Annotated in this window: 24 protein-coding genes, 2 tRNA genes and 1 pseudogene; 14 read left to right on the top strand and 13 right to left on the bottom strand. The window is 52.7% G+C overall.

The genetic code is table 11. The features are described from left to right. The first annotated feature begins 50 nt into the window (after positions 1–50). Both EPYR_RS11125 and EPYR_RS11130 read left to right on the top strand, forming a co-directional pair. A complete protein-coding gene (locus EPYR_RS11125; RefSeq protein WP_012668503.1) occupies positions 51–281 on the top strand; it encodes a YccJ family protein in 231 nt (76 codons plus the stop codon). 153 nt (positions 282–434) lie between these two features. Continuing rightward, entirely contained in the window at positions 435–1,808 is a 1,374-nt protein-coding gene (locus EPYR_RS11130) for an NAD-dependent succinate-semialdehyde dehydrogenase (protein ID WP_012668504.1), read from the top strand. Positions 1,809–1,907: 99 nt separating this feature from the next. Here EPYR_RS11130 and agp read toward each other — a convergent pair whose 3' ends face one another. The 4 genes and pseudogenes from agp to EPYR_RS11155 all read right to left on the bottom strand — a co-directional run bounded on the left by agp (position 1,908) and on the right by EPYR_RS11155 (position 5,912). Continuing rightward, positions 1,908–3,725, bottom strand: coding sequence for a bifunctional glucose-1-phosphatase/inositol phosphatase (agp, locus tag EPYR_RS11135; RefSeq protein WP_012668505.1), 1,818 nt, complete (start codon positions 3,723–3,725; stop codon positions 1,908–1,910). A 376-nt stretch (positions 3,726–4,101) separates the two neighbouring features. Continuing rightward, positions 4,102–4,189 (bottom strand) — tRNA-Ser (locus EPYR_RS11140). A gap of 247 nt (positions 4,190–4,436) precedes the next feature. Continuing rightward, a tRNA-Ser gene (locus tag EPYR_RS11150) sits at positions 4,437–4,524 on the bottom strand. Between the two features lie 178 nt (positions 4,525–4,702). Continuing rightward, positions 4,703–5,912, bottom strand: a pseudogene (locus EPYR_RS11155) (IS256 family transposase). 164 nt (positions 5,913–6,076) lie between these two features. Between EPYR_RS11155 and yccA the strand changes: the two are divergent. Both yccA and EPYR_RS11165 read left to right on the top strand, forming a co-directional pair. Then, the gene (gene yccA / locus EPYR_RS11160; protein WP_012668507.1) at positions 6,077–6,733 is read left to right on the top strand and encodes an FtsH protease modulator YccA; all 657 of its coding nucleotides are present in this window, start codon (positions 6,077–6,079) and stop codon (positions 6,731–6,733) included. A 100-nt stretch (positions 6,734–6,833) separates the two neighbouring features. Next, positions 6,834–7,160 carry a TusE/DsrC/DsvC family sulfur relay protein gene (locus EPYR_RS11165; protein WP_012668508.1) on the top strand — a complete coding sequence of 109 codons (327 nt, stop codon included), beginning with the start codon at positions 6,834–6,836 and terminating at the stop codon, positions 7,158–7,160. Between the two features lie 3 nt (positions 7,161–7,163). Here EPYR_RS11165 and yccX read toward each other — a convergent pair whose 3' ends face one another. Continuing rightward, entirely contained in the window at positions 7,164–7,442 is a 279-nt protein-coding gene (gene yccX, locus EPYR_RS11170; protein ID WP_012668509.1) for an acylphosphatase, read from the bottom strand. An 89-nt stretch (positions 7,443–7,531) separates the two neighbouring features. On the opposite strand from yccX, the gene rlmI reads away from it, so the two are divergent. Both rlmI and hspQ read left to right on the top strand, forming a co-directional pair. Continuing rightward, positions 7,532–8,722 carry a 23S rRNA (cytosine(1962)-C(5))-methyltransferase RlmI gene (rlmI, locus tag EPYR_RS11175; protein ID WP_012668510.1) on the top strand — a complete coding sequence of 397 codons (1,191 nt, stop codon included), beginning with the start codon at positions 7,532–7,534 and terminating at the stop codon, positions 8,720–8,722. Positions 8,723–8,784: 62 nt separating this feature from the next. Then, a complete protein-coding gene (gene hspQ / locus EPYR_RS11180) occupies positions 8,785–9,102 on the top strand; it encodes a heat shock protein HspQ (RefSeq protein WP_012668511.1) in 318 nt (105 codons plus the stop codon). Positions 9,103–9,126: 24 nt separating this feature from the next. On the opposite strand, the gene EPYR_RS11185 is transcribed toward hspQ, so the two are convergent. Further along, the gene (locus tag EPYR_RS11185) at positions 9,127–9,546 is read right to left on the bottom strand and encodes a CoA-binding protein (protein ID WP_012668512.1); all 420 of its coding nucleotides are present in this window, start codon (positions 9,544–9,546) and stop codon (positions 9,127–9,129) included. Positions 9,547–9,736: 190 nt separating this feature from the next. Here EPYR_RS11185 and EPYR_RS11190 point away from each other — a divergent pair, with 190 nt between their 5' ends. Further along, positions 9,737–10,375, top strand: a complete 639-nt coding sequence (locus EPYR_RS11190) for a YccT family protein (protein WP_012668513.1) — start codon at positions 9,737–9,739, stop codon at positions 10,373–10,375. Between the two features lie 78 nt (positions 10,376–10,453). Then, positions 10,454–10,912, top strand: a complete 459-nt coding sequence (locus EPYR_RS11195) for a methylglyoxal synthase (RefSeq protein WP_012668514.1) — start codon at positions 10,454–10,456, stop codon at positions 10,910–10,912. 20 nt (positions 10,913–10,932) lie between these two features. Here the strand turns inward: EPYR_RS11195 and helD are convergent, their stop codons facing one another. Continuing rightward, positions 10,933–12,987 (bottom strand): DNA helicase IV, encoded by a 2,055-nt coding sequence (gene helD / locus EPYR_RS11200; protein ID WP_012668515.1) that lies wholly within the window; start codon positions 12,985–12,987, stop codon positions 10,933–10,935. A gap of 134 nt (positions 12,988–13,121) precedes the next feature. Here helD and EPYR_RS11205 point away from each other — a divergent pair, with 134 nt between their 5' ends. Continuing rightward, positions 13,122–13,568: a YccF domain-containing protein gene (locus EPYR_RS11205; protein ID WP_012668516.1), complete on the top strand. Its 447-nt coding sequence runs from the start codon at positions 13,122–13,124 to the stop codon at positions 13,566–13,568. Positions 13,569–13,577: 9 nt separating this feature from the next. Then, a complete protein-coding gene (gene yccS, locus EPYR_RS11210) occupies positions 13,578–15,716 on the top strand; it encodes a YccS family putative transporter (protein ID WP_041474009.1) in 2,139 nt (712 codons plus the stop codon). On the opposite strand, the gene EPYR_RS11215 is transcribed toward yccS, so the two are convergent. Beyond that, a complete protein-coding gene (locus EPYR_RS11215) occupies positions 15,713–16,342 on the bottom strand; it encodes a TfoX/Sxy family DNA transformation protein (protein ID WP_012668518.1) in 630 nt (209 codons plus the stop codon). The two genes, yccS and EPYR_RS11215, sit on opposite strands and share 4 nt — an antisense overlap. 597 nt (positions 16,343–16,939) lie before the next feature. Here EPYR_RS11215 and sulA point away from each other — a divergent pair. After that, positions 16,940–17,446: an SOS-induced cell division inhibitor SulA gene (gene sulA / locus EPYR_RS11220; protein ID WP_012668519.1), complete on the top strand. Its 507-nt coding sequence runs from the start codon at positions 16,940–16,942 to the stop codon at positions 17,444–17,446. 350 nt (positions 17,447–17,796) lie between these two features. Beyond that, positions 17,797–18,864 carry a porin OmpA gene (gene ompA / locus EPYR_RS11225; RefSeq protein WP_012668520.1) on the top strand — a complete coding sequence of 356 codons (1,068 nt, stop codon included), beginning with the start codon at positions 17,797–17,799 and terminating at the stop codon, positions 18,862–18,864. Positions 18,865–18,952: 88 nt separating this feature from the next. Here the strand turns inward: ompA and matP are convergent, their stop codons facing one another. Continuing rightward, on the bottom strand, positions 18,953–19,405 hold the full coding sequence (matP, locus tag EPYR_RS11230; protein ID WP_012668521.1) for a macrodomain Ter protein MatP: 453 nt from the start codon (positions 19,403–19,405) through the stop codon (positions 18,953–18,955). A gap of 184 nt (positions 19,406–19,589) precedes the next feature. Between matP and EPYR_RS11235 the strand changes: the two genes are divergently transcribed. Both EPYR_RS11235 and fabA read left to right on the top strand, forming a co-directional pair. After that, positions 19,590–21,353: an AAA family ATPase gene (locus EPYR_RS11235; RefSeq protein ID WP_012668522.1), complete on the top strand. Its 1,764-nt coding sequence runs from the start codon at positions 19,590–19,592 to the stop codon at positions 21,351–21,353. A 68-nt stretch (positions 21,354–21,421) separates the two neighbouring features. Beyond that, complete coding sequence (gene fabA, locus EPYR_RS11240; protein WP_012668523.1) at positions 21,422–21,940, top strand: bifunctional 3-hydroxydecanoyl-ACP dehydratase/trans-2-decenoyl-ACP isomerase; 519 nt, start codon at positions 21,422–21,424, stop codon at positions 21,938–21,940. Between the two features lie 77 nt (positions 21,941–22,017). Here the strand turns inward: fabA and rmf are convergent, their stop codons facing one another. The 4 genes from rmf to pqiA form a co-directional block, all read right to left on the bottom strand. Beyond that, complete coding sequence (rmf, locus tag EPYR_RS19300) at positions 22,018–22,185, bottom strand: ribosome modulation factor (RefSeq protein ID WP_004156979.1); 168 nt, start codon at positions 22,183–22,185, stop codon at positions 22,018–22,020. Positions 22,186–22,461: 276 nt separating this feature from the next. Then, positions 22,462–23,022, bottom strand: coding sequence for a membrane integrity-associated transporter subunit PqiC (pqiC, locus tag EPYR_RS11245; protein WP_012668524.1), 561 nt, complete (start codon positions 23,020–23,022; stop codon positions 22,462–22,464). After that, the gene (gene pqiB, locus EPYR_RS11250; protein ID WP_041474010.1) at positions 23,022–24,662 is read right to left on the bottom strand and encodes an intermembrane transport protein PqiB; all 1,641 of its coding nucleotides are present in this window, start codon (positions 24,660–24,662) and stop codon (positions 23,022–23,024) included. Before pqiB ends, pqiC begins: the two co-directional genes overlap by 1 nt. Continuing rightward, positions 24,649–25,923, bottom strand: a complete 1,275-nt coding sequence (pqiA, locus tag EPYR_RS11255) for a membrane integrity-associated transporter subunit PqiA (protein WP_012668526.1) — start codon at positions 25,921–25,923, stop codon at positions 24,649–24,651. Before pqiA ends, pqiB begins: the two co-directional genes overlap by 14 nt. Positions 25,924–25,928 lie beyond the last annotated feature (5 nt).

A 25,928-nucleotide genomic window follows, 5' to 3' on the forward strand; every position in this document is an offset into this window, starting at 1 on the left:
TACTGAAAAGTCAGGTTCAAAACGGATAATATCAACTACCGGAGACCAATATGGCAACGCAACAATCTAAAGCTCATCGCGTTGGGGAATGGGCAAACGTGCGTAGTACCTCAACAGAAATCGCCGAAGCGATCTTTGAAGTCGCTAATTATGATGAAAAGCTTGCTGAAAGTATCTGGGAACAACAGGGTAGTGACGAAGTTTTGTTACGCGCCTTCGAAAAAACCGACCGGGACGTGCTGACCTGGGATAATAAAGTGGTTGAGCGTAAAAACGTCTGACTCCTCGCCGGGCGGAGAGATCCGCCCATCGCTCTCCATCTTCTGACTGGTCCGATAAACTGTCATGTTGCCGACTTGTTTACTACGCTAAATCCCATCCTTTTTATTCACTGACAGCCAGAACCCGGCTGATTACTCATCAAGGAGTGCGTTATGCCTTATCAGACGATCAACCCCGCAAGTAATAAGCTACTTAAATCCTGGCCTGAACACAGTGAACGTCAGGTTGAACAGGCATTGGCCACGGCTGATGCGTTATACCACTCGAACTGGTCAAAAGGTGATATTCAGCCTCGCCTGCAGGTGCTGAAAAAAATGGCTGACCTGATAGACAGCCGTGTTGAAGAGCTGGCGAAAGTTGCCAGCGTGGAAATGGGTAAACTGATTGCGCAAAGCCGTAGCGAAGTCGAACTTTGTGCGCAAATCGCGCGTTACTACGCCGAGAATGCAGAACGTTTCCTTGCTCCAACCCGTTACCCCAGTGAGCTGGGTGAAGCCTGGGTTGAACATCATCCGATAGGCGTGTTGGTTGCCGTGGAACCCTGGAACTTTCCGTATTACCAGCTGATGCGCGTACTGGCCCCCAACCTTGCGGCCGGTAACCCAGTACTGGTCAAACATGCCAGCAACGTTCCTCATTGCGCTACGTTATTTGAGCAACTGGTTCACGAAGCCGGCGCCCCACAAGGCACCTGGACCAACCTGTTTGTGAGCAGCGAACAGATCGCGGCTCTTATCGCCGATGACCGCGTCCAGGGCGCGGCTCTGACCGGTTCCGAGCGTGCAGGTAGCGCCGTTGCCCAGCAGGCCGGCAAATATCTGAAGAAAACGACCCTTGAGCTGGGCGGCAACGATGTCTTTGTGGTGCTGGATGATGCTGACCTGGATAAAGCCGTTGCGGCGGCGGCTGGAGCGCGCCTGAGTAACTGCGGACAGGTTTGTACCGCAGCCAAACGTTTCCTGGTGCACGAAAAGGTTGCCGATCAATTCCTGGAGAAATTCACCGCTGCCTTTAAGGCGATAAAAATCGGCGACCCGCTTGATGAATCCACCACGCTTGGCCCACTCTCTTCTGCCGGGGCACGCGATGGTCTGGATAAGCAGGTACAGCAGGCCATTGCTAAAGGTGCAAAACGGGTGCTGGGCGGCGCCCCGGTGGCGGGTGAAGGGTGTTTTTATCAGCCAACCATCCTCACTGACATCAAGCGCAGCAATCCGGCCTATTTTGAAGAGTTTTTTGGCCCGGTAGCCCAGGTGTACGTCGTGAAGGATGATGATGAAGTTGTGCAACTGGCCAATGATTCCCATTATGGCTTAGGGGGTTCTGTGTTTACCCAAAATGTTGCGCGTGGTAAGGCGCTGGCATCACGAATTGAAACCGGCATGGTCTACATCAATTCTGCCACTAATACTTCGGCAGAACTGCCGTTTGGCGGGGTTAAGCGTTCCGGTTTTGGTCGCGAGCTATCTGACCTGGGAATTAAAGAGTTCGTTAACCAGAAACTGGTGGTGGTGAGTAAGGGCTAAACCGCCCGTGCGCAGCGCGTAACGGAGCGCACGGGTATCGGCTTATCTCAGACTTCACCTCTCGGGGCGGGTAATGCGCAAACTCGCCCCTGCTGTTGATCACTTGGCAGACGTTGGAGAAGCGGATCCGCTATCTGCCTGCTTATTATCCGTTTTGCCCTTATCCGCTTCGGTTTTATCTTGCGCTGCCTGCCTTGGCAATGCCGTCCCGGCAGCGGCTTTTTCGAGAGCGGCTTGGGTTGCGGCAGCTCTGTGCGCGGCGACTTCTTCCGCCGCTGCTTTGTCTGCAGCGGCTTTATCGGCGGCAGCCTTATCCGCTTCGGCTTTATCTTGCGCCCCCTGTTTAGGCAGTGCAGTCCCTGCAGCCGCTTTTTCAAGGGCGGCTTTCGCTGCGGCAACCCGGTCTGTGGCGACTTTTTCGGCCGCAGCTTTCTCTGCAGCGGCTTTATCAGCAGCCGCTTTCTCTACGGCGGCCTTCTCTGCGGCAGCTTCAGCTTCAGCGGCTTTGTCCGCAGCCGCTTTATCAGCGGCGGCTTTTTCCATGGCGGCTCTGTCTTCAGCAGCCTTTGCAGCCAGCGCTTTATTGACTGCTGTGTCATGATCGACCGGTTTCGCATCATGATCCGATGCAACAGGTTCTGCCGGCGCAGTTTCAGGCACCTGAAGCGGCGTTCCCTGCAATGACTTATTCAGCACCTGAGTGAACCGATCCCACGGGCAGAAACCGTTGGCATCGGTCGGACAACCCGCCATATGCAACGTGACGCGCTGCGGCGGATTACTCAGTGATAGCGGCTGTTCATCGCGGAGTTGCCAGGAGGTTTGATAGACATATTCCACTTTGACCAGTTGACGGTCATTTTTCTTATCATGCCAACGCTGGAACTGCACCATACCGCCAATTGGCGTCTGCTCATTCTGTCCTGGCAACTTGTAAGGTTTAAAATCCAACGCACTCAGCAGTGAGGCGATATTCGAATCATGGCCAACCATCAGCGTCACTTTCGGCGCAGTGGATTGATCCTGGTCGACCAGTGCGCTGCGGATATAATCCACGAGCGGGGCAGCAACTTCACGCGCCACCACCGGCGATGCGAAAAGCGTGTCCTGATAGCCATTTTTGATCGCCGCCAGCTCTTGCCACTGGTCGGGCGTTTTGACCTGCCCCCAGGCGACTTGCTCCATCGGCATGCCTTCGTAATATTGCAGGGTGAATGCGTCCACCAGCGAATTCCCCACCTTCAGTGGGCCAGAAACGCCGGGTTCCTTTCCATTATCTGCCGTGAAGGTATTCTGATTGTCACTGGTCAGATCACACGACTTTTTACCGCTGCACGCCGGGGAGTTTTTATAGTTGATGATTTTCTCCAGGCGCTGGAAAGCGGGCTTAAGCACCAGTTTTTCGCTCTGGCTGTTGAGAGCGGTCAGCGCCTGTTTATTGAACTCTTCGCTGTCATTGGTAATCACCGGGCTGAATATCGGGTCCATGCTGCCCATGGCGTCCTGATGCGAGACGGGAATATCGCAGCCCGGAAAAGCGCCGGTAATAAAGAACTGTGCGGTGGCCACGGTGCGCTGCAGGCTGTTGGCATAGGCGTAGATGGCGTTGGAAGCCGGGCATTCACCCTGTTTAGTTACCCCCTGTTGCTCCAGCCATTCGCGGGTATAACGCCCCATATAAACTTCCAGCACGCCGCCCTTTGTGGTCAGCTCTCCGCCGGGCACATCCCATTTTGGCCAGGCCTTTTGGGTCGCCTTATCCAGCAGGCTGCCATTATCCGCTAAAGGCGCTCGCAGGTTGTGGCGGCTCATCATCAGCACTTGTTCCAGCTGATAATCACTTTCCGCTGCGCGAGCAGAAATGCCTGGAAGTGCTGAGCAAACGGCCAATGCGCAGAGACTGAACTTTTTAATCATGTGTGTGTTCCATTGATGCGAAGGGAATGAATCTGCTGGCCAGCGAAGCTTAACGCCCGGGCAACAACCCGCGTCTTACAGGCTGACTGGGGGTGGCCACCTCTCCAGAGTAAAGACCAGAGGTTCATATCAATCATAAATTAATGAGAATATATCAGATTCTAAACCGGGGGTTGAGTGGCTTAAAAGGGATAAAAGCAACAAGATGTTTAAACGTGCTTCATTTGGCATCAACCTTGAAAGCCGGTAGACAGCGGGTAAAAAAACGGTAAATGCGCGTCGTAAGCGCTTTCTTGCGCGCAGCGGCAGAAGCGCTCATCCGGAAAGGCCGAAAACTAAAACCCCCGAGCTTTTGCAAGCTCAGGGGCAAATTTGATGGTGGAGGAGTAGAGATTCGAACTCTAGAACGGTTTCCCGTCGCCGGTTTTCAAGACCGGTGCCTTCAGCCACTCGGCCACTCCTCCACACGGTTACCCGCTAACGAATTATGCATTCCGCTAACTGATGGGGCGCAGTATAGGGAATGTTTTTGCCTTTGCCAACACTATTTTTTGCTACTTTGTTGATTTTGTGAGCATTTGCGCTAAAGTGGCAAAAAAAATCAGCAATCGCGGACGCCGGATGAGTTTCTTTGCACAGCCCGGGCGGCGGAACGGTATTTTTTCGCACATAGCAAAACGGGCCAGCTTTACGCTGACCCGTTAAATTTGATGGTGGAGGAGTAGAGATTCGAACTCTAGAACGGTTTCCCGTCGCCGGTTTTCAAGACCGGTGCCTTCAGCCACTCGGCCACTCCTCCACGATGGGCGGCACTATAAACATCCGCGTTAAGCTTGTAAAGCAGCTTTTGTTTCAGTCGCGCAAATAAAACTCATCTGGCCCGAATATGCTGTAATTATCACCAAAGCGTTGACAAAACCAGCAGCGGTTAGCGTAAAGAAGGAACCTGTAAATAATTCTGTGTAACTGCCACCGTATTAAAGGTGATCGCTCAGGCGNTCACCGAACTCGATAATAAAACGNCTCATTGCCAGCCGCCAGTTCTGGATCGGCATATTCCATTTTTTTGACGCCGACTGGATCGCCAGATAAATGACCTTTCTCACCGAGTCATCTGTCGGGAACACCTTTCGCTTTTTGATGGCTGCGCGGATCACGCTGTTCAGTGATTCGATGGCGTTCGTGGTGTAGATAGCCTTACGGATATCGGGCGGATAGCCGAAGAACGTATTAAGATTTTCCCAGTGTGTGCGCCAGCTCTTACTGATTTGCGGGTATTTCTCGTCCCAGATGCCTGCAAACTTATCCAGCGCCATCAGCGCCGCCTCTTCTGTCGGAGCCTGATACACCTTTTTCAGCCCGCCGGTGACGGCTTTGTAGTCCTTCCACGACACGTATTTCAGGCTGTTGCGCACCATATGAATAATACACAGCTGGATATGCGTCTGAGGATAAACGCTGTTTATCGCATCCGGGAAGCCCTTCAGTCCGTCCACACAGGCAATCAGGATGTCCTGAAGGCCCCGNTTTTTAAGCTCTGTCAGCACGCTGAGCCAGAACTTCGCGCCTTCGTTTTCTGCCAGCCACATGCCCAACAGCTCTTTCTGGCCTTCGGTATTAATGCCCAGAGCGAGGAAGACGGCCTTGTTAATCACGCTGCCATCGTGACGAACTTTCACCACGATACAGTCAAGATAAACAAATGGGATAAAGTGCATCCAACGGGCGGTTCTGCCATTCAGCAACCTGCTCTTTAACGGCATCCGTGACTTTTGAAATCAGCGTGGGCGACACGTCCGCATCGTACATTTCCCTGAACGTGGCGACGATGTCTCGGGTCGTCATGCCTTTGGCGTACAGGGACAAAATCTGGCTGTCCATCTGCGTGATACGCGTCTGGTTTTTCTTTATCAGCAGAGGTTCAAAGGTGTTTTCACGGTCACGCGGTGTGCTGAGTTCAATCTCGCCGTCATCGCACAGCAGAGTTTTTGACGAATAGCCGTTGCGGGTATTGGAGCCTGCTTTTGGGGCGTTTTTCTCGTGCCCGAGGTGGTCAGTCAGCTCAGCATTGAGTGCTGTTTCAACGGTAAGCTTCGTCAGCATGCGGGAAAACGCATTGAGNTCGGCTTCGGTTTTAAGGCCTTTAGCCAGTTCAGCCGCAAGGGCCTTGAGTTTCTTTTCGTCCATAATGTGCCTGTCTCCGTTGTTGGAATGAACATATCAAAAACAGGCAGATACACAATTTAAATTACAGGCTCTAAAGAAGGGTAAAACGCCTTTTCCCGCCAGGTTGCTCTCCTTATGCTCGCTGGCAGACTTTTCCCCAATTTCTTAATCCTGAGAGGCGCTTTATGGATCGCATCGTTTCCTCCACGCGCGACAGTTCATTACTGAGCACGCACAGAGTTCTGCGTAATACCTATTTTCTTCTCGGCCTGACGCTGGCATTTTCCGCTGTGACCGCCACACTAAGCACCCTTTTATCCTTACCGGCACCGGGATTTATTCTGATGCTTGCCGGTTTTTATGGCCTGATGTTCTTAACCTACCGTCTGGCAAACAGCCCAAGCGGTATTCTCGCAGCATTCGCCTTCACCGGCTTCCTTGGCTACTGTCTCGGCCCGGTTCTAAACCGTTTTCTTTCTGCCGGAATGGGCGATGTTATTGGTCTGGCCTTAGGTGGTACGGCTCTTGTTTTCTTCTGCTGCTCGGCTTATGTGCTGACCACCCGCAAGAATATGTCTTTCCTGTCCGGCATGTTGATAGCTGGCTTTGTCGTCATGCTCATCGCCGTGGTAGCCAACCTGTTCCTGAATATTCCAGCCCTGCATATGGCGATCAGCGTCCTGTTCGTGCTGTTCTCTACCGGAGCAATCCTGTGGAAAACCAGCAATATCATTCACGGCGGCGAAACCAACTATATTCGTGCCACCGTCAGTCTGTATGTATCAATTTATAACCTTTTCGTTAGCCTGCTCAGCCTGCTGGGGATGTCGCGCAGCAGCTAAGCCATGTCCGCAGTAACCATAGCCCCGTCATTGCGGGGCTTTATTTTTGCCGGAGCAAAAAGTTAAACTTGGTGCGGGTCAACAAGGGTGAGGCAAGACAGTGCAGTTTAATGGCAAAGAAATAGCGCGCGACGCGCAAGGTTACCTGAAGTCCACCACGGACTGGAACGAGGATCTGGCGCGGGAACTGGCGGCAGAGGAAGAGATTGAACTGAGTGAAGCTCACTGGGAAGTGGTGCATTTTGTCCGAGCGTTCTATCTGGAGTTTAATACTTCCCCTGCGGTGCGTATGTTGGTCAAAGCGATGGCACAAAAGTATGGTGAAGACAAAGGCAACAGTCGCTACCTTTTCCGCCTGTTTCCAAAAGGCCCGGCTAAACAGGCAACAAAAATTGCCGGGCTGCCTAAGCCGGCTAAATGTCTGTAGACATTAACCGGTGATAAAACCCTGAGGTAAACGGGCGGGATGCCAGGGTTCAGCCAATACTTTATCGACATGGGCACTGCGGGGACCACCGGCTTTTAGCCACGCCAGCAGCGCCTCGACCTGCGGTGCCTCGCCACAGGCGACGATATCTACGCTGCCATCATCCCTGTTTATAGCGTAACCACTCAGACCATTTTTTTGTGCCTCTACCCGGGTGCTGTAACGAAACCCGACGCCCTGCACCCTGCCATGAACCCCTACGCGGATACAAATAATTGCCATTTCCACCTCCTCTGATCAACACCGTTTGCTTTTTAACGGATGGCACCGGACAATATCGTCTGAACCTCTGAATGTAAGCATAGCAAAACATGACTGTTCGTTTAATTCTTGCCAAAGGACGTGAAAAGTCCTTACTTCGTCGTCATCCGTGGGTATTCTCCGGTGCCATTGCCCGTATGGAAGGTAAAGCCCAGCCTGGAGAAACGCTGGATGTCTGTGACAGCCAGGGTAAATGGCTGGCGCGGGCTGCCTGGTCACCGTCGTCCCAGATACGCGCACGCGTCTGGAGCTGGCAGCAGGATGAGTCGATAGATATCGACTTTTTCGTACGCCGACTCCATGTTGCACAGCAGCTGCGTGACTGGCTGGCGCAGCGCGATAATCTCGATAGCTACCGCATGATCGCCGGTGAATCTGATGGACTACCGGGGATCACTATCGACCGTTTCGGCAACTTCCTCGTGCTGCAACTGTTATCAGCTGGTGCCGAGTACCAGCGCGCTGCGCTGATTACTGCGCTGCAACGCTGCTATCCTGAATGTGCGATCTACGACCGATCTGATGTCAGCGTGCGTAAGAAAGAGGGACTGGAACTCACTCAGGGCGTGGTGCTTGGTGACGCACCGCCGCCACTGTTGCCCATCACCGAGCACGGCATGAAGCTGCTGGTGGATATCCAGACCGGGCATAAAACGGGCTATTATCTCGACCAGCGCGACAGCCGTCTGGCAACCCGGCGCTACGCTCAGGGTCGTCGCGTACTGAACTGCTTCTCCTACACCGGCGGCTTTGCCGTCTCTGCCCTGATGGGTAACTGTACTGAGGTTATCAGTGTTGATACCTCACAGGTGGCGCTGGATGTCGCGCGTCAAAACGTTGCGCTGAACGGACTGGACGTCAGCAAGGCTCAGTTTCTGCGCGATGACGTTTTCAAGCTGCTGCGCCGCTATCGCGACGAGGGCGAGAAGTTCGATTTGATTATCATGGACCCGCCCAAATTCGTTGAAAACAAAAATCAGCTCATAGGAGCATGCCGGGGTTATAAGGATATCAATATGCTGGCGATGCAGCTGCTGAACCCGGGCGGAATGCTGATGACTTTTTCCTGCTCCGGCCTGATGGCAACCGACCTGTTTCAGAAAATCCTTGCGGATGCGGCTGTCGATGCACAGCGAGAGGTGCAGTTTATCGAACAGTTCCGCCAGGCCGCCGATCACCCGGTGATCAGCAGCTACCCTGAAGGTATGTATCTGAAAGGTTTTGCCTGCCGCGTCATCTGACTTGAAAACGTCACTGCCGTCTCCATATAGAGGTTAGGCGCAACGTTTCTCAGGAGGTTAGAATGATTGCCAGCAAATTTGGTCTTGGGCAGCAGGTACGCCATCAGCTATTCGGTTTTCTTGGCGTAATCGTTGATGTCGATCCGGAATACTCATTAGATGAGACGGAGGCAGACGATATCGCCGCCAGTGAAGCGTTAAGAAGCGCCCCCTGGTATCATGTTGTGATGGAAGATGATAACGGCCAGACGGTTCAAACCTACCTGGCTGAAGCTCAGCTGTCATGGGAAGTTCACGGCGAACACCCGGAACAGCCCTCTATGGATGAACTTGCAGCCTCTATCCGCCGACAGTTGCAGGCACCTCGTCTGAGAAACTGATTGACCCCCGCCCTGCGCGGGGTTTTACCGTATCTTCGCCAGCCCCAGTCGTGGGATCTCGTTTTTTGGACAGCGATCCATCACCACCTGTAATCCCGACTCTTTCGCCAGCACCGCCGCCTGCTCGTTTATCACCCCAATTTGCAGCCATAATGTTTTGGCATGGATTGCTATCGCCTCCTGTGCGACTTCCCAAGCCGCCTTCGGTTGACGAAATACATCGACCATATCAACGTTCATGGGCATATCCGCCAGTGCGGCATAAACTGTCTGCCCGTGTAGCTTTTGCCCGGCCAGCTTAGGGCTGACCGGTATAACCTGATAACCCTGTTGCAACAGGTATGCCATGACGCCATAACTTGGGCGTGCAGGGTTATCACTGGCCCCGACCAGGGCAATCGTTTTTGTTGTTCGCAGAATATCTGCGATCGTTTGATCACTCATTTTAGCCTCCTGCTTAATAATTCACTTGTCTGCGCTAATTTTGCGCCTTATATGGAGAATAAAAATATAACGAACTGACTTTTTGCGATATTTTGCACAAATAAATATGTTCAAATGTTAATATGCTGCCATACTGTAAGACTTTGATACACTCGTGTCTTATCTCTCGCTGTTCCGCTCTGGAGTCACAATGAAGCTGCGTATGGCCATCACCGGGTTACTGGCATTGCTGGTGGCTGCAAATTTACAGGCGACAACGCTGAAACTGTCTGCTGATACTGACCTTCTGGTTCTGGATGGACGAAAAATTTCGGGTTCGTTACTCAAAGGGGCAGACGGGCTGGAGCTGGAACGTGGTGAACATCAGTTAGTGTTTCGAGTGGAAAAAACGGTTAAAGATCGGTCAGGCGACCCTGTGAACTGGACATCCTTTCCCCAGATCGCCACTTTTGTAGCCGGTACGACATCCGTGTATATCAAGCTGCCGGCACTCCATAGCCTGCACGAGGCTAAACGTTTCGATAATAATCCGCAGTTTACCCTGAACGATGAGCATGGCGCAGAGGTGGTGGCAAAACGCGACCACTTAACGGCAAATTTGCACGACAGTTGTGAGCAAGCGATGCAAGTCTATAATCTGGCGAACAAAGTGGCATCAGTACCGCGCTTTGCCAGACCTTTACCTGCCAGCGCGCAGACTGGCCACCTGCCTGATATGGCCAGCAGTCTCCAGCCCGCACAACCGATGCTGCGCATGTGGTTTCTTCAGGTCGATAGCGCCACGCGTCAGCGTCTTATTATGTTGATGGATGCCCTGCATACCAGTTGATAGCCGTTTAGTTCAGGAGCTACACTCATCCCTCTGTTTGCTCATTTATTTCCGGCTCCAGCCAACCAGGATAACCGAATGGATCAGACTACCCGCACCCTCCAGGCGCAAAAGCATATTGCGCTGGTGGCTCACGACCACTGTAAAAGCTCTCTGATGCAGTGGGTTGGTATTCATAAAGAGAAGTTACAGCATCATACGTTATACGCCACCGGCACCACCGGCAATCTGGTTCAGCGAGCCACCGGGCTGCCCGTTACCGCCATGTTGAGCGGGCCGATGGGTGGCGACCAGCAGGTTGGCGCGCTGATTTCAGAAGGGCGCATCGACCTGCTCATTTTCTTTTGGGATCCGCTCAATGCCGTACCCCACGATCCGGATGTCAAAGCGCTTCTGCGCCTCGCCACCGTGTGGAATATTCCGGTCGCGACCAATCGCGCCTCCGCCGACTTTATCATCCACTCACCGCTATTTGCCGAACAGGTTGAGATTCAGATCCCGGATTATTCGCGTTACCTGCAAGAACGTTTGAAATAATTCCCGACGCGCAGATCATGTCAGGGTTTGCGCAGTGTTGGCACGCCCTGTCTGCTCAATTCGGCAACAAATACCGAAGGCGCATCACGGTCGTAGAGTAACCACACCTGCTGACGGGCACGAGTCATCGCCACGTAGGCCAGCCTGCGCTCTTCAGCATGCGGAAAGTCTTCAGGAACCGGTAACAGCGCAGCTTCCATCACCGACTCTCTGGCCGCAGCGGGGAAGCCGTCTTTACCCTCCGACAGCCCCAGCACAACCACATAATCTGCCTGTTGCCCTTTACTGGCATGGATCGTCATAAAGTCAATATTAAGATTCGGCCAGCGCGTTGCCGCTTTATCCAGCACGTCCGGGCGCAGATGGTGATAGCGAGCCAGCAGCAAAATTCGTTCAGCGGGTGTGGCGTAGCCACTGATTTTATTCAGCAGCGGCTCCAGCTGCTCTTCAGGCAACAGCGAAATCGCTTTTTTGTTGCCCTTGCTCAGGCTGTTAAGCGTTTTTTTTAGTTGAAAAGGATTGCTTTGTACAAACGTATTGGCCACTTCACCAATGCGTTGGTTAAAGCGGTAGGTTGTATCCAGCACGCAACGATCGCCGGCACCAAAGTAGTGATGGAAAGCGGTGGTTAACACCATTTCAGCACCGCTGAACCGATAGATAGCCTGCCAGTCATCGCCCACCGCAAAAAGCGAAGTTTGCGTATTTTGTCGACGTAACGCGGCAAGAAGGGCCGCACGCTGTGGCGAGATATCCTGAAACTCATCGACCAGGATATGCTTCCACGGGCTGATAAAGCGCCCCTTATCAAGAAGGTTTACCGCCTGATGAATAAGCCCGGCGAAATCGACAGCGCCTTCTTCTTTCAACGCGCCTTTCCAGGCCTTCATTAATGGAGCCATTAATTTTACGCGTTTAGTGAAAAGTAATCGTACCTCTTCCGGTGCGGTTTCAATCATCGCCGCCTGAGCCACGCCGTGCATGCGCATCAGTCCCAGCCAGCTTTCCAGCCGGCCAACAAGCCGCCGCGCCAGGCGATCGTCCTGCCAGAAACTCCCGTCGGACACGTCCCATTTCAGTTCATCAGTCAGCCACTGACGCCAGCCATTTGCCTGGGCTTTTTTCTCATCACACTGCTGGCGCCAGACGTTAATTAGCAGCGACTGCCGCTTATCACTATCGGTTTCCAGCCTGCTGATAGCAGGAGACTTATTGCCAGCCTGTTGAATGATATGCAGCGCCAGCGCATGAAACGTTCGCGCCTGCAAGTCCTCCGTTCCCAGACGCGCACGAATACGGTCGTTCATCTCTTCCGCTGCCTGACGGCCAAACGCCAGCAGCAGGAGCTGCCCGGCGTTGGCCTGCCTGCGCATCATCAACCAGCCAGCACGCGCCACCAGCACCGAGGTTTTACCACTGCCTGCCCCTGCCAGCACCAGCACAGCGTCTTCGCCATTGACCACCGAACGCGCCTGCGAAGCGTTAAGCGGGGACGACTCTACCTGATTAAAGAAACCGGTATGCTGTTGCAGCATCCGTTCCGTCCAGTCTTCGTTACGCTTTATGCGCTGATATTCCCCCTCGTTGAGCCACTTAAGACAGAAGTAGTAAGCGCTGCGGCAGTTGTCAAATTCCTCCAGCCGCTCAGCAGGCAGCGGTACAGAAGCGAAGGCTCGATGTATTGCCTGTTGCCAGCCTGTAATGTCACTGCGCGTCAGCCATTTGTCCTGACGTTCCGCCTGCTGAATCTGGTGCTTCTGCTCGGCGAGCACCGTGGCGGAAACGTCACTCATTTCCCTGCTCCACTGCTGCCATAACTGGCTAAGATGGTGATAGAAGCGTTGAGTTTCACTCCATTCTGTGCCGTGCAAACGCACGACTTTGTTGTCAGGCAGCGTGAACTCAAGCTCGCCCCAAACCAGTCCGCGTTTGCATTTAATGGCCAAAAGCTGATTGAAAGGGATCATATATTCATGCTTTTCACCGCTGACCTCGACGCCTGCGGTTAGCAGCCGCACCCGATTATAAGGGTGTTGTGCCAAATGTTTACCCAACGATGTTGCTTTAAGTTCCATTCAGATGCCCTGGCTGCGGTTATTTTAATCATCCAACAGTTTAACTGGCTGGAGTATACCTCTCCAGTACCTGAACGCGGTACAATCAATGGATTGTCGCCAAATAATCATTGATTACAGAGAGGTAGCCTGCCATGCGTACGGTGTTGAATGTTCTGAATTTTGTGCTGGGTGGTTTCCTTACGACCCTCTCCTGGCTGATAGCAACGATTGTCAGCATTATCTTCATCTTCACTCTGCCACTGACGCGTTCATGTTGGGAAATCACTAAGCTGTCGCTGCTACCTTATGGCAATGAAGCAATACACGTTGATGAGTTAAATCCCGCGAGCAAAAGTGCGCTACTTAACTCGGGTGGTACGCTGCTCAATATGCTCTGGCTGCTGTTTTTTGGCTGGTGGTTGTGCGTAATGCACATCATGGCGGGTATCGCACAGTGCTTGACCATTATTGGTATTCCGGTGGGCATTGCCAATTTCAAAATTGCCACCATTGCACTGTGGCCAGTGGGCCGGCGAGTGGTGTCAGTCGAAGTGGCTCGGGCAGCACGAGAAGCCAATGCCCGTGCACGCTTCCGTTAAGAGAGCAATATTATCATGGTGATCGACAACTGGCGCCGTCACGCTTACAACAGTGCCTGGCTATACCTTATCCGTATTAGCCTGGCGCTGGCCGGAACCGCTTTTTTACCGTGGTGGCTGGATCAGGTGACCTGGACCATTCCTCTGACGCTGGGCGCAGTGGCGGCGGCGCTGACCGATCTTGACGACCGCCTGAGTGGCAGACTGCGCAACCTCATCATTACACTGTTCTGCTTTTGTATTGCTTCGGTTTCGGTCGAACTGTTATTTCCCCATCCCTGGCTGTTTATTATCGGCCTTGCTCTGTCCGGTTGGGGATTTATTTTGCTGGGTGCTTTAGGCCCGCGCTATGCGACCATTGCTTTCGGTGCGCTACTGATCGCTATCTATACCATGCTGGGGATCAACCTGTTTCCACAGTGGTATCTGCAACCTGCCCTGCTGCTATTGGGCGCGGTCTGGTACAACCTGCTGACGCTGGCAGGGCATCTGTTGTTTCCCATTCGCCCGCTGCAGGAGAGCATCTCGCGCTGCTTTTCCCTGCTGGCCGGTTATCTCGAAGCCAAGGCCAGCCTGTTTGACCCCGACCTGGGAGATGACGACCGTCGGACGCTGGTCGATATGGCAATGGCTAACAGCCAGTTGGTGATGCAGCTGAATCAGGCTAAAGCCTCTATTCAGTCGCGGCTGCGCGGTGACCGGGGGCAACGTGGCACGCGCCGCACCCTGCACTATTATTTCGTAGCACAAGACATCCATGAACGCGCCAGCTCGTCCCATGTCCAGTATCACGCGCTGCGTGAAGCATGGGGGGACAGCGATATCCTGTTCCGCTTTCAGCGCCTGTTGACGCTGCAGGCTCAGGCATGTCAGCAGCTTTCGCGCACTATTCTGCTGAGTGAACCCTGGCATCACAATCCCCATTTTGAGCGGGTCTTCGCCAATCTTCACGCTGCCATGCAGCGTCTGGCAAGTCAACAGCCCGGCAGCAGCGAAGTTAAAGCGATGAACTACCTGCTTAACAATTTAAAAGCGATTGATGCCCAGCTGGCGACCATCGAGTCTGAACAAATTCTGGCTGAAGGGAGCGCGCAGCACAACCATACGCTTTCAAGCGAAGGTCTGACTGGCTGGAGCGATATTCGCCTGCGTCTCAGCCGTCATCTCAGCCCGGAGTCGCCGCTGTTTCGTCATGCCGTTCGGCTTTCGCTTTTACTGTGCACCGGTTACGCCCTGATTCAAATCACCGGACTTGATCACGGGTACTGGATATTGTTGACCAGTTTGTTTGTCTGCCAGCCAAACTATCACGCCACGCGCCGTCGCCTGGCGTTACGCATCATCGGCACGCTGGCGGGGATAGTGCTTGGGTTGCCGCTATTGTGGCTGGTTCCATCGACCGAGGGGCAACTGATACTGATCGTCGTCTCCGGGGTGCTTTTCTTTGCCTTCCGCCATGTGCGGTATGCTCATGCAACAACGTTTATCACCCTGCTGGTATTACTTTGTTTTAACCTGCTGGGTGAAGGCTTTGAAGTGGCGATACCGCGTATTGTCGACACGTTAATCGGTTGCGGCATAGCCTGGCTGGCTGTGGCGTTTATCTGGCCTGACTGGCACTTTCATCGGCTTCCTGCCGTGGCCGGGCGTTCGTTGTATGCAAACTGCCGTTATCTGGACGCCATTATGGAACAATACCATCAAGGCAAGGATAATCGTCTGGATTATCGTATTGCACGGCGCGATGCCCACAATGGCGATGCTGAACTGGCATCAGTGGTGTCTAATTTGTCAGTAGAAAATAAAGCGGGACTTGCCCTCCGTGAAGCGGCCTTCAGACTGTTATGCCTTAATCATTCCTTTCTCAGCTATATTTCTGCCCTGGGAGCTCACCGTGAAAAACTGGAAAATGCTGCCCTGCTCCAACTGATGGATGACACCGTCAGCTACGTCAATGATGTTCTGCACACTGAAACAGTGGACGGGAACAGGACTAAACAGATGATGGGCAGCCTGGCCTCACGTATCCGGCAAAGCGAGACTGACACGGAAACGAAAGAGCCACTGGTGCTACAGCAGATGGGCCTGCTGGTGGCTCTTCTACCGGAGATTGCAAGGCTAAAAAACGATCTCTCACTGCGAGACTAATTTCCGGAGTGCTGCTTATTGGCTTCCCACTGCGCATATCGGTGAAACCAGCTGCGCAGCTCTTCTTTCACCGCCAGCGGCAGCGCCTCGTAATGCCTTCCGACAATCGCACCCTGCAGTGCCAGGAGAACCGTTATCCCCAAATTTTTGTTACATGCGTGAAGTCTTAGCCAGCTGCGCTTCGCGCCCTGCTGTATCAGCATTTCAATACTGCAAATACCGACCTGACGCAGTAGCATCTCCATACGAATGCCCATGTTGGGTAAATCCTTGAGTCGCCGATTCTTTTGCCGATCCTGCTGCTGCCTGCGCGCCCCCAGCAGACAAAGCTGCGAGAATGCCAGCAGCAGGTCATTGTCGGACCATAGCGCCCGGTCGACGCGATAATAGTTTAGCTCCACCGGCACGCCGCGCTTGTTCAGACTTAGTGCTTCCATCCTGCGTTCGGTGATATAGGGCTGCACCTGCTCACAGGCGCGCAGATACAATTCCCCCTCAGCCACGACCGCAAACACAGTTTTTTCCACTGACAGGCAATATCCGCCAAACTGAGTACGTGACTTGACTTCGCCAAGCCGGGCCAACCGCTGTTTAGCTTCTTCTGTCTTACGCCTTGAACAATCCATGATCTCTCCCTGTATCGATTAGAAAATGCGTATATCCCTCTCTAATTTGCGTTTTAGAAAGTATGCAATCTTCATTAAGGGTTCAATCAATAAATCGCGTCCGGCGGGTTTACATTGTGATTTTGCGAGACGTTACGAAAAAACATCTGGCGGCGGTGAAATGCGCTGGTAACTCCCGGATTTTGCACAGTGTGCCACTGTTCATTTCTGGCTTGCCAGGCTGTGGGAAAAAGAGTTGATTCGCGCGTTTACGACATCCGCCTGAAGGTTGAAGCGTTAATGACCATCAATACTGTGCTTTGGGATCGAAGTCTGAATGAACGCTGATATCCAATAATATATCTGAAATTGTTGATACCAATGTCGTACATACGCAGAGACAGGGCAGAAGATGTCGACAAAAATTTGTTAAGCACACGCCATTGTTTTTTTGCTCACCGCGTAAACATGCACAAAGGGCCGCCTTATCAGGCAAGAGAACGACGGGCGGACTGAAACATCCTGCTTATGGCTGGGTATAAAGTAAGATTAAGGTTGATCTTTACTCAACCTCGCTATACTGTATATTCATACAGTCAACTGGTGAGCGAAGACCTTATGCGTACTCATTTCATGAAAAATCAATCCGTTAAACGCAATCAGCACGTTTCAACACCGGCGATCCCCGCATCGATCTGTGCCGACGGCCTGATCAGCGAACTGGTTCATAATGAGGATCATCCTGGTATGACTCAGCTATTGCTGCTGCCACTGTTGCAGCAACTGGGTACGCAATCTCGCTGGCAGCTATGGCTAACATCGCAACAGAAACTCAGTCGTGACTGGTTACTGCGCTCCGGGCTGCCTCTGGACAAAGTTATGCAGTCACCCTATTGCGGCACCATTACCACCGTAGAGGCGATGATTAAAGCCTTACAAACGGGGAACTATAGTGTCGTTTTGGGCTGGCTGGCAGATGAAATATCTGAGACTGAGCGTAAGCGTTTGCAGCAAGCAGCTAAGTCCGGCCAGGCGTTGGGGCTGATTATGAGATCGGAATGCAATGTTTTGCCGTCTGCCAGACCTTTACATGGGTTAAGAATTCAATCAAGTTTGTATCATTAAGTAAAAACGAGATTTTTCTCAGAAATTTTTTTTAACAAACCGCTTCCGTGTGACGGATGTTAGTCAGGGCGCGGCGGGACAATGGTTTAGCTGCCATTCACGACTCCTTTTTCAGCAAAAAATTCACTCTTAAATGTTAAAATTTGTGTATGAAGTCCTTTTTTTTTGCTGAGCATCGTCACATCGTACTTGTAAGTTTGCTGGTACGTTGTAGACTTTAGCTCGCCAGGGTGCTCAATAACCTCCATTTTCTGGAAGAGTCATAATCGAGCTTTACAACCCGGCGAAGGATTAAACCAAAGAGCTAAATTTAAGCTCATTGCCTATTTGGATGATAACGAGGCGCAAAAATGAAAAAGACAGCTATCGCAATTGCAGTGGCACTGGCTGGCTTCGCTACCGTAGCGCAGGCCGCCCCAAAAGATGACACCTGGTACACCGGTGGTAAGCTGGGCTGGTCTCAGTACCATGATACTGGTTACTACGGTAACGGTTACGAAAACAACGATGGTCCAACTCATGAAAGCCAACTGGGTGCTGGTGCATTCCTTGGTTATCAGGCGAACCAGTACCTTGGTTTCGAGCTGGGTTATGACTGGCTGGGTCGTATGCCTAACAAAGGCGACGTCACTAACGGTGCTTTCAAAGCTCAGGGCATTCAGATGGCAGCTAAGTTAAGCTACCCAATTGCTGACGATCTGGACGTGTACACTCGTCTGGGTGGTATGGTATGGCGCGCTGACGCGACTCAGACCAACCCAACCTTTGGCCGCATCAGCAACCACGACACCGGTGTTTCTCCACTGGCAGCCGTTGGTGTTGAATATGCAGTGACCAAAAACTGGGCAACTCGCCTGGACTACCAGTGGGTTAACAACATCGGTGATGCAGGTACCGTTGGTGCGCGTCCTGATAACTCTATGCTGAGCGTTGGCGTTTCTTACCGTTTCGGTCAGGATGACGTGGCGCCAGTTGTTGCTCCAGCACCAGCTCCAGCTCCAGTTGTGGAAACCAAGCGTTTCACCCTGAAGTCTGACGTGCTGTTCACCTTCAACAAAGCTAATCTGAAACCAGAAGGTCAGCAGGCTCTGGATCAGCTGTATACTCAGCTGAGCAATCTGGATCCTAAAGATGGTTCTGTTGTCGTTCTGGGCTACACTGACCGTATCGGTTCAGAGCAGTACAACCAGAAACTGTCTGAGAAACGTGCTCAGTCCGTAGTGGACTACCTTGTTTCTAAAGGCATCCCTTCTAACAAGATCTCTGCGCGTGGCGAGGGTGAATCTAACCCTGTCACCGGCAATACTTGTGACAGCGTGAAAGGCCGTGCAGCCCTAATCGACTGCCTGAGTCCAGACCGTCGTGTAGAAATCCAGGTTAAAGGCATCAAAGACGTTGTGACTCAGCCACAGGCTTAAGTCGCCCCGTTTTGATCAAACCCCGCCGCTGCGGGGTTTTTTTTGCCTGGATAACTGCACTAAAGAGCAAGGCCGGTCCGTTTTCGGTTCAGGGTTTACCTAGGATCGCCTGCAAATCTTGCTTCAGTGAAGACATTTGACTGGCATATTGCTCTTTACGCTCGGCATCTTCTATAAGCTGCACGATGGTTTCAGACAGCGTGCTGTCCCGCCGTTGAGCCAGGGCGGCCAGACGTTGCCACACCAGATATTCCAGATCTATCGACTTCTTGCGGGTATGCTGATGTTCTGCGTTGAAATGACGCTTACGCCGCGCACGAATAGTCTGTTTCATCCGGTTTTCCAGCGCCGGGCTCATATGCAGGTTTATCCACTGCAACACATCAATCGGCCGGTTCTCCATTTGCAACAGCTCGTCAACGGCTGCCTGCGCCGCGCTTGATTCGATATAGCGCGTGATCAATTCACCTTCACGATGTTTTTTGACCAGATATTTCCATTTCCACCCGCTTTCAAGATTTTCCAGCTGTTGATATTTCATCGGGATCTCATGCTGACTATATAACCGCTTAAGAATAACAGTTTTTTTCATGTGGCCTTAAAGAAAACAGAGTCAGGCTCAGGATTGTTATACCAGGCCGCCGCAAAGCACACGTCTTCGGTGCTTAACGGGTCTAAATCTAGTATAATGCCGCTTTTATTCATTTCAGAAAAAAACGATAACTTTGACCAACTACCGATTAGAGTGGCGCGCCCTACAGCCCGATACCGAACGCTTCCAGCACCTGCTTTCGCAGAACCAGGCCACCGACGCCGGTTGCTTTGACGCCGTTCAGGCACGGCTATGTAATGGCCTGAATCTGTTACTGCAAACCCGGGCAAAAGTACCGTTAATGCTGGTCAAAAGTCCCGAAAGCGCTGTATACCTGACGTTACTGCAGAATATGTTGTCTTCAATGGCAGAGGATCACGAAGACGATTCATCGAAGATCTGGGGTGGACGTTATGAAGTCACGACACACCAGATATACTGGCATAAAGCGCAAGCAGTCAGTGATAATTTCGCCAGCGAGGGGGGCATCTGTCAGGCTGGCTGGATCGAACCTGAGCAGCTTTTTGGCTGCGTGCGCGTCCATCAGTCCACGATTTCACTGACGCCTGGATTAGTTCACCGCGCTAACGGTGGTGTATTGATCCTGTCTCTGCGTACCCTACTTGCCCAGCCATTGATGTGGCTGCGTCTGAAACAGATCCTCGTCAATCAGCGATATGACTGGTACTCCCAGGACGAAACCCGACCTCTCCCGCTGGATATTCCGTCAATGCCAATGCAGTTCCGCCTGGTACTGATCGGTGAGCGCGATGCGCTGGCCGACTTCCAGGATATGGAGCCTGAACTGGCCAGCATGTCTCTTTACAGCGAGTTCGAAGATAATATCCAACTGGCAGATGACGATGAGTTCCATCACTGGCTGATGTGGGTAAAAAGCGTTGCAGAAAGTCTTGATTGCCCTGCCCCAGCCGCTGATTTCTGGCCGGTTTTGATCCGTGAAGCGGTACGTGACACCGGCGACCAGGATATGCTGCCGCTGGATCCCGAGTGGTTGGGACGTCAGCTTCAGGAGGCCGCGCTGTACAGTGACGGCGCAAGCCTGAGTGCGGAAAATCTGCAGGATGCCCTGAGCACCCGCGAATGGCGGGAGGGCTTCCTGTCTGAACGAATGCGCGATGAAATCCTGCAGGAGCAAATCCTGATCGAAACTGAAGGCGAGATGATTGGGCAGATTAACGCCCTGTCGGTGATGGAGTTCCCCGGCCATCCGCGTGCGTTTGGTGAACCCTCGCGCATCAGCTGCGTGGTGCACGTTGGTGATGGAGAGTTCACGGATGTGGAGCGTAAAGCCGAGCTTGGCGGTAATATCCATGCGAAAGGCATGATGATCATGCAGTCCTGGCTGATTGCAGAACTGGAACTTGAGCAACAGCTGCCGTTTTCAGCATCACTGGTATTTGAACAGTCCTATTCAGAAGTCGATGGCGACAGCGCTTCGCTTGCTGAACTCTGCGCACTTATCAGCGCCCTTGCGTTACAACCGATCAACCAGCAGATTGCGGTTACAGGCTCCGTCGACCAGTTCGGTCGCGTGCAGCCCGTTGGCGGAGTGAATGAAAAAATTGAAGGTTTTTTCCACATCTGCAATCAGCGCACGCTTAGCGGTAATCAGGGAGTTATCATCCCTGCCGCCAATATTCGTCATCTTTCGCTACAGCAGGAAGTGGTTGATGCTGTGCGCGAGGGTAAATTCCATCTTTGGGCGGTATCTGGTGTTGATGAAGCCCTGCCGCTGTTGACCGGCAAAGAGTGGGATAAGGAGCAGGGTCCCTGCCTGCTTCAGTCTATACAGGAGCGCATAGCGCAAATTACCCTGCAGGATGCCCGGCATCGACCCTGGCCACTGCGCTGGCTAAACTGGTTCAATCGAGGCTGATCGGATTTGTTCAGCTTACACCTGTAAGCTAAAATCCAAAATTCACTAAAATAAGGCGTATTAAAAATATGGTAGACAAACGCGAATCCTATAGCAAAGAAGACCTGATTGCCTCCGGTCGCGGCGAACTGTTTGGCGCAGAAGGCCCACAATTGCCATCCGGGAATATGTTAATGATGGACCGCGTGGTTAAGATGACCGAAGACGGCGGCAAATATGATAAGGGCTTTGTTGAAGCTGAACTGGATATCAACCCGGACCTTTGGTTCTTCGGCTGCCATTTCATCGGCGATCCGGTCATGCCGGGCTGCCTGGGCCTTGATGCCATGTGGCAGCTGGTGGGTTTCTACCTCGGCTGGTTAGGCGGAGAAGGGAAAGGTCGCGCGCTGGGCGTTGGTGAAGTGAAGTTCACCGGCCAGGTGCTACCAACTGCTAAAATCGTTTCCTACCGCATTCACTTCAAGCGCGTTATCAACCGCAAGCTGGTCATGGGCGTGGCTGACGGTGAAGTGCTGGTCGATGGTAAAGTCATTTACACTGCCAGCGACCTGAAAGTTGGCCTGTTTAAAGATACTGCCGCCTTCTGACAGGAATTTATCCTGTACATCGGACAAACGAAAACCTCCGCAGACGCGGAGGTTTCTTCCTTTTCTCTGAACAGGCGTTACGCGGTAACCGTCCTGTCCTCCATGGCTTGTCGCCAACCTCCCAGCCAGTGAGATCGTGCATCCAGCAATTGATAAGGGCACATCTCCTTAGAACGCCCGGTAATACCTGCGTGATAACCTCGTGAATGCGCCCGATCAAGGCGATCTCGTTTCTGTCTCTTCATGCCGCGTTTCCCTCATTTAGTCTGGTGGAATCTGGTGGAAAGAAAACAGTGGTTACTTTACGAGCAACCACGCTTAATTTCTACCGCGACTGACCACAAAAATCAACGCACAAATGTCACTCCAGTGTCATTTTTGTGAAGCGCGCTCAGACTCTCTCTGACCGGCTAAATGGCGTAATAAAAACGCAGCACGCTGATTAAAAACAAAAAAACCTTTGATCGTGCGGCTATACAGACACGCAACAATCAAAGGCTTAGCCCTGCATAACTATCTGGCTATTGTTCGAGAATTATTGCCTTAGCCACCTGCTCCGCAACCTGCTGCCAGCCTGCGGCAAGCGTTCTGACCAGATCGTCATACCCATCTTCTTTCTGCGGCAGCGCCATATTAAACGGCTGCTTAAACAGTTTGCCGTTATGTTCGAGGATCCATTCCCCTCTGACTACCGCGTGACCATCATAACGGCCGTGAAAATCATGAACGGAAACGTTCAGCGTGTCATGCTGCAGGCCAGGTTGCGCAGAGGAGATCAACGCCCCCGGCAATGCAGCACTGAGACTGCCGATCAGCGTTTGTTGTAACTGCTGATCCAGCGGGCTGGCCCACTGATTATTCGCGGCAATGACGTACTGCACATCATTACTTTGGTAAACCACACCATTACCCGCCAGATAATCAGGTAGCGTAACCCGCTCGACCCAAACCGGTTGTATTACTGAGGTACTGCTGACGGCAGCGCTGGTCGCCGCCATCGGTAGCTGATAATAAACCGTTTTCGGGGTTCCGCTACAGGCGCTCAGTATCAGGGCCAGAGCTATGGGGATCCATTTCATCATTATTTCGCTCTCTTCGGCTGTGGGTCCTGGCCGGGTTTAGCTTCAAACACCAGCGCGTTACTTTTGTTGTTCAGCGTCTTCAATACCGGCTGCAGTTCGCGCAGTACCTGATCGAGGCGCTGCATATCGCCCACCATCTTGTTATAGACTGGCGAACCGGGCTGGAAGCCTTTCATACTTCTGTTCAGCTCGCGCAAGGTGCTCTGCATATCAGCAGGTAGCTCTTTCATCGACTGGCTGGTAGTTAGCTGGTTAAGATTATCCAGCGTTTTTTGCAGCTCTTTGAGCGTCCGCTGGCTTTCCTTCAGCGTGCCTGCTGCTTCGTTCAACAGGGGGTTCAGCGGAAGACGATTGATCTTGTCCAGTGATTCCATCAACTTCTGCTGAATTTGCGCCAGACCGCCACTCGCCGTGGGGATCACGCTATATTGGGCAAAGGTCGCCGGACCGGAAGCCGGTTTAACATTATTATAGAAGTCCAGGTCAACATATAGCGCACCCGTCAGCAGGTTAGCAGACTTCAGCGAAGCGCGCAGACCGACAGCGACGCCATCTTTCAGATGCTGCTCAAAGTTAAAGTCTGAACCAAGCTGAGTCTTGAAACGATCTGGCTCAATGCGGATCAGAACCGGGATGCGGAAATCGTTATTCAGACGCTGGACAATGCCCGGCATGGTGAAAGGCACTTCTGCCACCGTACCGAGACGAATGCCACGAAATTCAACCGGTGCGCCTTTCTGCAGGCCACGAACTGAATCATTGAAGAACAGCAGGAAATCTTTATGCACGCTGTACAGCGAGTCCTGTATGCTTCGCTGGTCATTAAACAGACGGTATTCCGCTTTGTTTTCTGCCGTGGTGCCGGACTCCCATCCATCGGGGATATCGAAACTGACTCCACCGCTGAACAGCGTGGTCAGCGAGCCCATTTCAACGCGCATACCCGAAGCAGACATATCCACCGCAATGCCGCTGTCTTTCCAGAAACGGACATTGGTTGTCACCAGACGATCGTAGGGCGCCGCGATAAACAACTGATAGGTCATCATGCGTTTATCGGCATCAAAGGCGCTGGTCTCTACCGAACCCACACGATAGCCACGGAAAAGTACCGGATCGCCTGCTTTCAGCTGCCCGGCTTTCTCGCTGTCCAGGGTAATACGAATGCCTTTAGCATCCGGCGGTGCCAGCGGCGGCGTGTCCAGTAACGCATAATGCTCCGCTTTCTCCTCTTTGGCACCGGGCTGTAGCTCTATATAGACACCGGAAAGCAGCGTACCCAGCCCGGTAACCCCTTCGCTGCCTATTGCTGGCTTAACCACCCAAAAAGCACTGTCCGAGCGCAGTAGTTTTTCCATGCCGGAATTCAGCCGTGCCTTTATTTCCACATGGTGCAAATCGTCAGTCAGGACGGCGCTTTCAACCACGCCGACATCAACGCTGCGACTTTTGATCTTGGTTTTCCCGCCTTCGATACCTTCGGCATTGGTGGTGATTAAAGTCACCTCCGGCCCCTGATGACTGAAATGGTAAAAAATGATCCATGCCCCGATTAGCACGGTCACAATCGGGATGATCCACACGGGTGACCAGCGTTTGATCTGATCCACCCTGGCAGTTGCGTGGTTATTGTCCGTCACTTGCAGGCTCCTCAGCACTCTTTTCTCTAACCCGGTCCCAGGTGAGACGGGGATCAAACGTCATTGCGGCAAACATTGTCAGGATCACCACCAGCGCGAATAACAGCGCACCGATAGCGGGATAGATATTCATTAAGCTTCCAATACGTACCAGGGCTGACAACACGGCGATGACGAATACGTCAATCATCGACCAGCGCCCGACAAACTCCACCACTTCATAAATCTTGTGCATACGTTCACTGTCCTGGCCACGACTGGTTTGCCCCTTGGCATCCCAGCATAACCAGCCAATGGCGATCATTTTTAACGAAGGCACCATGATGCTGGCGATGAAAATTATCAGCGCCACCGGGTAGGATCCCTCGCTCCACAGCAGGATGACGCCAGCCATAATGGTTGAAGTGATTTTATTGCCAAGCGCTTCAGTGATCATTATTGGCATCAGGTTGGCCGGGATATAGAGCAGCACCGAGGTCAACAGTAATGCCAGCGTCCACTGCAGGCTGTGTTTGCGCCGTGGATGACCTCGGGTTTGACAACGCGGGCAGTCTAATGTGTCGCCCGGCAGCACTGCGGTACAGCAACGGCAGGAGCGCAAACCCTGACACAGGCCGCTAACTCCTGGCTGCGGCTTTACGGGCAACAATGGCAAAGGGGCAACCCGCAGCCATAAGTTGCGGCGGTCGATACACTGAAACGCCCGGAGTTGCAGCAGGCAAAACAGGCACCAGGGAATAAAGCTGGTGCCAATGCCAATATCGCCGTAGGCCATAAGCTTAACGAAGCTCACCAATACCCCGGCGAGGAAAATCTCGGCCATCCCCCAGCTTTTAAGATGGAACAGCACCCGCGCCATCGCACGTTTCAACGCCAGCGGCATACGCGCCGAATTGACCAGCAGCAGGATCGCCAACATACAGAAGGCAGGAACCCCCTGAACAAACAGCAGAAACAGCGTGGCCAGACTGCTGTAGCTGTCGCTCACCATCACCTGAGGTATGCGGATCAGCGTGATTTCGCTGCTCAGTCCCGCAACCTGCATATTAATAAATGGGAACAGATTTGCCAGCACCAACATAATCAGCGCTGCCAGTGCATAGGCAGTAGGCCGCCTGCGCGGCTCTACCCAGTTAGACTGAAGTGTGGTGTGACAACGCGGGCAGCTCGCCTTGCTGCCCGGCCGGATATCGGGCAACTGTGTCATCAGGTCACACTGCGGACAAAGCATCCATTGATGCGCATGGTGCGACGAACACATATTTC

This window comes from Erwinia pyrifoliae DSM 12163, from assembly GCF_000026985.1.
In the GTDB taxonomy this organism is placed as follows: domain Bacteria; phylum Pseudomonadota; class Gammaproteobacteria; order Enterobacterales; family Enterobacteriaceae; genus Erwinia; species Erwinia pyrifoliae.

What these genes read in the sequence shown, in the direction of transcription:
- EPYR_RS11125 (WP_012668503.1), top strand. Translation starts at nt 51, where the DNA reads ATGGCAACGCAACAATCTAAAGCTCATCGCGTTGGGGAATGGGCAAAC.
- EPYR_RS11130 (WP_012668504.1), top strand. Translation starts at nt 435, where the DNA reads ATGCCTTATCAGACGATCAACCCCGCAAGTAATAAGCTACTTAAATCC.
- agp (WP_012668505.1), bottom strand. Translation starts at nt 3,725, where the DNA reads ATGATTAAAAAGTTCAGTCTCTGCGCATTGGCCGTTTGCTCAGCACTT.
- yccA (WP_012668507.1), top strand. Translation starts at nt 6,077, where the DNA reads ATGGATCGCATCGTTTCCTCCACGCGCGACAGTTCATTACTGAGCACG.
- yccX (WP_012668509.1), bottom strand. Translation starts at nt 7,442, where the DNA reads ATGGCAATTATTTGTATCCGCGTAGGGGTTCATGGCAGGGTGCAGGGC.
- rlmI (WP_012668510.1), top strand. Translation starts at nt 7,532, where the DNA reads ATGACTGTTCGTTTAATTCTTGCCAAAGGACGTGAAAAGTCCTTACTT.
- hspQ (WP_012668511.1), top strand. Translation starts at nt 8,785, where the DNA reads ATGATTGCCAGCAAATTTGGTCTTGGGCAGCAGGTACGCCATCAGCTA.
- EPYR_RS11185 (WP_012668512.1), bottom strand. Translation starts at nt 9,546, where the DNA reads ATGAGTGATCAAACGATCGCAGATATTCTGCGAACAACAAAAACGATT.
- EPYR_RS11190 (WP_012668513.1), top strand. Translation starts at nt 9,737, where the DNA reads ATGAAGCTGCGTATGGCCATCACCGGGTTACTGGCATTGCTGGTGGCT.
- EPYR_RS11195 (WP_012668514.1), top strand. Translation starts at nt 10,454, where the DNA reads ATGGATCAGACTACCCGCACCCTCCAGGCGCAAAAGCATATTGCGCTG.
- helD (WP_012668515.1), bottom strand. Translation starts at nt 12,987, where the DNA reads ATGGAACTTAAAGCAACATCGTTGGGTAAACATTTGGCACAACACCCT.
- EPYR_RS11205 (WP_012668516.1), top strand. Translation starts at nt 13,122, where the DNA reads ATGCGTACGGTGTTGAATGTTCTGAATTTTGTGCTGGGTGGTTTCCTT.
- EPYR_RS11215 (WP_012668518.1), bottom strand. Translation starts at nt 16,342, where the DNA reads ATGGATTGTTCAAGGCGTAAGACAGAAGAAGCTAAACAGCGGTTGGCC.
- sulA (WP_012668519.1), top strand. Translation starts at nt 16,940, where the DNA reads ATGCGTACTCATTTCATGAAAAATCAATCCGTTAAACGCAATCAGCAC.
- ompA (WP_012668520.1), top strand. Translation starts at nt 17,797, where the DNA reads ATGAAAAAGACAGCTATCGCAATTGCAGTGGCACTGGCTGGCTTCGCT.
- matP (WP_012668521.1), bottom strand. Translation starts at nt 19,405, where the DNA reads ATGAAATATCAACAGCTGGAAAATCTTGAAAGCGGGTGGAAATGGAAA.
- fabA (WP_012668523.1), top strand. Translation starts at nt 21,422, where the DNA reads ATGGTAGACAAACGCGAATCCTATAGCAAAGAAGACCTGATTGCCTCC.
- rmf (WP_004156979.1), bottom strand. Translation starts at nt 22,185, where the DNA reads ATGAAGAGACAGAAACGAGATCGCCTTGATCGGGCGCATTCACGAGGT.
- pqiC (WP_012668524.1), bottom strand. Translation starts at nt 23,022, where the DNA reads ATGATGAAATGGATCCCCATAGCTCTGGCCCTGATACTGAGCGCCTGT.
- pqiA (WP_012668526.1), bottom strand. Translation starts at nt 25,923, where the DNA reads ATGTGTTCGTCGCACCATGCGCATCAATGGATGCTTTGTCCGCAGTGT.